6 protein-coding genes are annotated in these 6,625 nt (G+C 43.6%); all 6 read right to left on the bottom strand.

Going from position 1 to position 6,625, the window contains the following annotated elements; translation table 11 throughout:
• Positions 1 to 983, bottom strand: a 983-nt coding sequence (locus D9T21_RS22285; protein WP_123324634.1) for an IS481 family transposase, incomplete at its 3' end; no start/stop codon positions are given.
• A gap of 134 nt (positions 984 to 1,117) precedes the next feature.
• Positions 1,118 to 1,579: a DUF6641 family protein gene (locus tag D9T21_RS22280; RefSeq protein WP_123327355.1), complete on the bottom strand. Its 462-nt coding sequence runs from the start codon at positions 1,577 to 1,579 to the stop codon at positions 1,118 to 1,120.
• A 17-nt stretch (positions 1,580 to 1,596) separates the two neighbouring features.
• The gene (locus tag D9T21_RS22275) at positions 1,597 to 3,621 is read right to left on the bottom strand and encodes an AAA family ATPase (protein ID WP_123327354.1); all 2,025 of its coding nucleotides are present in this window, start codon (positions 3,619 to 3,621) and stop codon (positions 1,597 to 1,599) included.
• An 8-nt stretch (positions 3,622 to 3,629) separates the two neighbouring features.
• The gene (locus tag D9T21_RS22270) at positions 3,630 to 4,532 is read right to left on the bottom strand and encodes a tyrosine-type recombinase/integrase (RefSeq protein ID WP_123327353.1); all 903 of its coding nucleotides are present in this window, start codon (positions 4,530 to 4,532) and stop codon (positions 3,630 to 3,632) included.
• A 177-nt stretch (positions 4,533 to 4,709) separates the two neighbouring features.
• Positions 4,710 to 5,225, bottom strand: coding sequence for a hypothetical protein (locus D9T21_RS22265; RefSeq protein WP_123327352.1), 516 nt, complete (start codon positions 5,223 to 5,225; stop codon positions 4,710 to 4,712).
• A 178-nt stretch (positions 5,226 to 5,403) separates the two neighbouring features.
• The gene (locus D9T21_RS22260) at positions 5,404 to 6,378 is read right to left on the bottom strand and encodes a hypothetical protein (protein WP_164464815.1); all 975 of its coding nucleotides are present in this window, start codon (positions 6,376 to 6,378) and stop codon (positions 5,404 to 5,406) included.
• Positions 6,379 to 6,625: the final 247 nt, after the last annotated feature.

Here is a 6,625-nt window from a genome sequence, read left to right as displayed (position 1 = left end):
ATTGGCGTTCGGCCGCAGCACATTTTGCCCTGATGAGTCCGTTCATTGTTGTAATAATCTAGCCAGTCGTCCAGATCTTTCTGCAACATTTCCAGAGAATCATAGAGCTTTTTACGGAACGTCACCTGATAAAACTCATTCAGGATGGTTTTATGGAAGCGTTCACAGATACCGTTAGTTTGCGGATGTCTCGCTTTGGTTTTGGTGTGGTCGATATCATTGATTGCCAGATATAACTGGTAATCGTGCTGTTCAACCTTGCCACAATACTCAGTACCTCGGTCAGTTAAAATCCGCAGCATGGGCAGTTCCTGAGCCTCGAAGAACGGCAATACACGGTCATTTAACACATCTGCCGACGTGATTGGTGTTTTCGTTGTGTAGAGCTTAGCGAACGCGACTTTACTGTAGGTATCAACAAACGTCTGCTGATAAATTCGGCCAACGCCTTTTAAGTTGCCTACATAGAACGTGTCCTGAGAGCCTAGATAGCCAGGGTGATGCGTTTCAATTTCACCGCAGGCTTCATCATCTTGCTTTTTCTTTTCTAGCGCTGCAACTTGGTCTTCGCTAAGGATTATGCCTTCCTTTTCAACCTTGGCTTCCAGAGCTGCGAGGCGCTTTTTAAAGTTCTCCAGGTTATGACGGAGCCAGATGGAACGAACACCACTACCAGACACGAATATACCTTGCTTACGCAGTTCATTACTGGTTCTGGCTTGGCCGTGTGCCGGAAACTCTACTGCGTAATTAATAACGGATTGCTCCGTTTGTTCATCCACGCGATTCTTGAGATTTGGGGTTCGTCTGGACTGACTAATTAGCGCATCAACGCCGCCGTCCTCAACGAGTTCCTGATAACGATAAAACGTTTCTCGAGAAACGCCCATGATTTTACAGGCTTTAGATACATTGCCTAGTTCTTCGGCCAGATTGAGTAAACCTGCTTTGTGTTTAATGATTGGATTGTTAGTATGCAACATGAGAGTTACCTTTGGGTTTGTTTAATAAAGATTCGACACCTTTATCAAACCGGGTAACTCTCATCTTTTCAAGTAGATGTGTCAGATCTGGTCGGAACTAATTCAGATAAGGTCACGCCACAGACCTGTTTTACTTATGACTTTTTGTTGGTATCTGGTTTAGCTGGAGTTTTCTTTGTTGTCGGTGGCGCCAGTAAAAAGCTATCCAGTTCACCTTTCTCGGTGGCTTTGATTATGGTGTCGATAAGCTCAGGTAACTTGGCTTTGTCACCAACATCAATGGCATGTTTATCCTTTAGCAGTTCAATGGATTTGTTGTTGACCTTTATTTCAAGGTAGTAATGACCATCACTGTCGTAATACCATGGCCGAACGGTAACTTGGCGGCGTTGTTTTTTGCGCTCGCCGGTAACGGGATCTTTAACCATCTTTTCGCGGTACGCCTCAAACGGACGCTTTTCTATCATGCAGGTTGCCAGCTCTTGTTGCTGTTCCAGCTTCTCGATGAGCTTCATGCGTTTACCGATGACCGGAGGTTTAGGCTCAATTTTAGGACGAGCGATGACCTTGAGCGAACTCAATACAGATGTAGTCATAATGTTTACCTTTTAGGTTAGTGAGGGCGGATAAAGCCCATTGGGGTTTGTGGTTGTTTGCGTTGGTTTTCCTCTGCCAACAGCGTGATAGCAGAGACTCGGTGGTTCTGTTTTGGTCTAAATTGTTTGCGCCTTGCCAGTATGGCGAAGTCACCTGGCGTTAACAGTTTGAGTGTGGACAAGCGTTGCTGCTCTTTTAGGCTTAACCGTTTGATACCAAGTACCTGCCGGTATAAGGCACAGACTTGTTCTGGTTTCAGGTAAGTGCATTCAAGTTTAAAGTCGAAGCGCCGAAGTACCGCTTTGTCTAACCGGCTATCAAAGTTAGTGGCTGCAAAAAGCGGTTGCGTAAAACACTCAATTTGCGTCAGAAATTCGTTAACCAGTTGCAGCTCATGGTGCGCTGTTAATGCCTCTCGGCTGACCAATAAGCTATCGACCTCATCAAGCAAAATGACCTTTTCTTCAACGTGTGCGCGGTGAAAGAGTTCTGCTACGTTCTGTTCGCTTTCGCCTACCCACTTGCTGAGTACATCGGAACACTTCACACGAATAAGGTCGCGCTGATTGGTTTCGGTGAGGTAATGCGCAAATGCAGTTTTACCGGTGCCGGGTGGGCCGGATAACAATACGCGAGCAGGTTTGTTGTGCTTTAGTGCGAAACTAACTTCATCCAGATAACTTGCGGGTTGCTTCAGGTTCAACAGTGATGCGTCAAAGTCTAGCTCGCCTTGATAGTGTGCTTTGCTGTCCCACAGTCCTGACGCCTGCAATGTGCTTTCAATAACGTCATGTATCGTATTCTCAGCGTCTGTACGCGCTACATTCAGTGTTTTCGCGACATGTGAAGCATTCGCTATCAGTGCCGGTGAAACATTGTCGATATGCGTTATATTGCGCTTAAAGCGTTCTAATAGACCCAGGCCTTTGAAATGACGTTTGCATACTCGCAGAATATCTTCTGGCCTAGGTGATGGCACCTCAGTGACCAACTTAAACCGGCGAATGAAACTTGGCTCCAAGCACTGCACATGATTGGTGATCCAGATACACGGTATGGCGTTTTGCTCAATAAACCGCTGCAAGTACTCCTTGCTGTAGTGATTGTCTGCCAACTCAAATAGATGTTCACATTCATCAATCAATAACACCGCATTACTGGGCGCGCTGAGTAAAGCATTTAATAACGATAAATGCCGTAGTCTGTCTTTGCAGGGATAACGTGATTCCAAGGCTTCATCAGGGTTTTGTTTTACCATACCTGTCGAGCGGATTTCATAGAGTGTACAGTCACAATGCTTGGCTAAGCTTCTGGCTAATTCGGTTTTACCAGAGCCTGATATACCATGTAGCAAGATACTGGTGCCGACCTGTGCCTTACTCATTGCCAATGACAGGTAATCACCCAATAGTGCGGTATTCACCTGCGGAAAATCATCGAGTGTGAACTGCGCCTTATTACTTGGTTGTAGCAGTGGTTCGATTAACTGCTCTCTTGAATGCAATATGTTTGTAAGCAGGTTAACCAACATCGGTTGCGGTAATTCACTGCCATCAATGGCAGCGAAGTCCTTGTCATTCAACAAGCCAAACTGCATCAAACTTTCAGCAATAGCATTGAAATCCGATACCTTAAGGTCAGTCATATCTAACAAGATGCTGTTTAATCCGGTGTAGCTATCTTGGATATGCAGCATGGTTGCCACACTTTGAAACCACGGGTTCACCTGACATAGCAATGCAAACTGAATCAGCTTGTCTGCGCCACGTGGTAAATCGAGCAGCTTGCGGATAAAGGTGCAATTATCTAGAAATACCTTGGTTGTTTTTGGATGCCGGTCGTTAATGCTTAACAAGGCAACGAGTGCCTTTTTAGTGTGTTTTGATGCCGATTTGGAGGTTGGTTGCCCTCGTAAATAGGTTAAGACCTCTGGATTGATAAAGTCATCGTCAATACGCACCGCATAACCTAAAAGCCGTTTAGCCCACTGGCAGGACAGATATTGCAACAGGTGAGGATTGTTTAATTGCCGTTTCAACATACCGCACCTCATTTTGGTTTATAGCTGAGTTGAGACGCCGCCTTTTGCATGACTTGTTGGTCGCGCTTGTCATACATAATGGTGGTCGCGATATCGGCATGACCTGCCATCTGGCGAACGGTATTTAAATCGACGTTCTGCTCCAGTAACCGTGTAATAAAAGTCCGGCGCAAATCATGGGGGGACACACCTTTTACACCAATGACGGCAAGTGAATTACGGATAAGTGAATAGATAAAGCTCGACGATAATGTGGTGTGATGCTGAATATGTCCACCACGTACAATACGCACAAAAAGATAACCCTCACCATCCCCGCGTACCTTAATCCAATCCAGCAAACCTTTTGCAGTCCATTCTGGTAGGTATACCGTTCTGCTTTTATTGCCTTTGCCTTTTTCGATGTGTAACGTGTTGGCCTCCACTGAAAAGTCACCGTATCGAAGTGCCACCAATTCACTACGGCGCAATCCAGAACCGAGTAAAATAGTCACAATTGCCGCGTTTCGTTTGCCGGTAGCAGACTTATCAGCATTGAGGTGTTTTAGCAGTTTATTGACTTGCTGAGCGGTTAACGGTGTGCCTTTGTGGCTACCGTGTTTAACCTTTGTGATAGCTTGCAGTTGTATTACCTGTGCTTCTGGTGCAATGCCAGTCATGACCGCCACTTTGACGATATTGCGAATGGCTGTCATGGCACGGTTAATTGAGCGAGCTGACCAACCTTTTGATAACAGCATCGCCTTGATATGGCTGGCCTGTTGATAGTCGATATGATGAAACCTTTCTTTCCTTTCATGTTCTGGCCAGTCAAGCATGGCTGCAATACTGTTTAACTGTGAGGCAATGGAACGCTGACTATTAGGCGCAAGACGCCCCATATACAGCGTGTAAGGACATGCTGCATCCATTGAATTGCTCCGAATTTATATGATTTTTGATAAAAATGAGGGATTTGCTTGGATAAGCTATTTACAAGCTAACAGAGGATTTAAGGCAAGAAAACGGCTGTTTTGTACCGGTGTAGTGCAGTTGTAAAGACAGAATCAGGGGGCATAGGCCCCCTAATTAGATTTTACTTCGAGTTATTACTTCACCGAATACTCGGGAACCAATGTCTTCTTGTTCTTGGGGTTCACGACAAGCGAGCGTTCAGTCACGAGTTTTTCTGCTTCATCTAAATGATGTAAATTTGCATGTGATTTACCACAAGCTGCAAGCATAAGTACTACATCACCAATTTTTCTAGTCGTCTCTTCACCATGAATTTGAAGTACTCTCGAGTATGCGGCTATCGATTCAATCGTGTACCCATTAGCGGGTTGATCCAAATTGTCCGCCATAATGCTTTGAGCATTGGCAAATTCAAGAGCTCGTTGCATGGCTTCTTCACCAAATGCTAATCGCAGGGTTTTCTTTATCATTTTCTTGTCACTTTTCTTGCCGTTCACAATGGCAAACCTTATGGCCGCATAGAGTCCTTTTATGGATGTCGCGACCAAATCACTTTTACTGCATGTATCCAGGTAAGTGCTTATCGCTTGCTCTTTGGTTTCACCACCTGACCACCCCAATATCGTTCTATCAGTATTACCAATAATCATGTCAATATCTCCTGGCACGAATCCGTACCTAAACTCAAAACTTGTTAATAATGGTGTGGCGCCACGAAGTGAATATTGGCATATATTTTATATAAAACAATTCCTTATGGTTAACTTGATGACAGGGCTGAGGCAAGTAAATTTCAGTCCTGAGTTATCGCGAATTACTGTTTCAGGACTACCTCTTATGGGCTTGTGCTTCTGCCTTTTCAAATTGATTTAGGAGGGAGGCCAGTAGAGTTTTATGTCGTTTACTAATTTTCGGTAAGGATATTCTTAGCGTATTCCTGATAAGGGCTTGTAATAAAATCCGATTATCACCAACCGTTAACGCTGATAATATCTTTGGATATTTGTGAATCGCTAATTTTAATGCCAGAGGCTCTGGTAGTTGAGTAAAAATCTCCGGTGAGATGAAATCAACAGTATCCATTGCAAAAGGCGCGTCATATAGAGCGTTGTATTTTAATGGCTCATCACCAGCTGTATAGCGCCATTTACTTTCGTAGCGAGTTGCTACAACAATGCTGTTGAGCAATTCGGATTGATTCTTTTCATTCACTTTTTTCTTGCGGAGATTAGAGATGAATTTACATACCGGGCTATAGAGGACATCTGAATCTTCACCCAAATTTTTCTTTCTCAAGTAGTAGATTGACTCGGTTGGAATGTTGTCAGTTAATGTTGTTTTAGGATATGTCTGAAATGAAGAGGATTCAGCATCAATGTTTAGCATAAAGCTTGGTATTCCGTGCCATTGGCTACCTATATCGTGACATAGTAGAATCGACTCATCTATTGCTTTTCTTGCTTCATCATCAAATGCTTTAAATAGCCATTTCATAACTCTGTAAACATGGTTTAACCGCATTAGATTAGGACAGAAAGAGATACGGCAATGCTGGTAATTACTATTCTTGAATTGAAGTATGTTTACAAATGAAAGTGTGAATACCTGGTGCTTTTTTCTCGATATTTCAAAGTTGTACCTGTAATGCTTGAACGCGCCATTTGAGTCTCTATAGCTGTTAACCTCATTCACTGCCCAACCATCAAGCATTACTTTAGATTCTAGTTCTTTGGCAATCTTGGTTGCACGCGTTTTACTGATGTTGAATGACGCTGCATAATTGTCGTGGTCTAGTTCAAACAATCGATCGCCATCTATATATCGATAAAACATATCAACCTGATGCCGAATGAATGACGGATCTGTCACCAAGCTATTTAATATAGTCAGCCTTTGTTTATAGTCTTGTGAGAGGTAAAAGTCATGCAAGGCATTGGAGTGTGATTTACCTATGCTGATACTAGAGTTATTTCGTGTGATTAGCTTACACCTATGTAAGCGATCAATATAGACCCGGATCACCCCATTTTATCTAAGTCGCTCGTTAATT

The organism is Marisediminitalea oceani, from assembly GCF_003731635.1.
Taxonomy (GTDB): domain Bacteria; phylum Pseudomonadota; class Gammaproteobacteria; order Enterobacterales; family Alteromonadaceae; genus Alteromonas; species Alteromonas oceani.
Note: the sequence above shows the minus strand (reverse complement) of the source record. Positions and strands in the feature narration are given on the sequence as shown.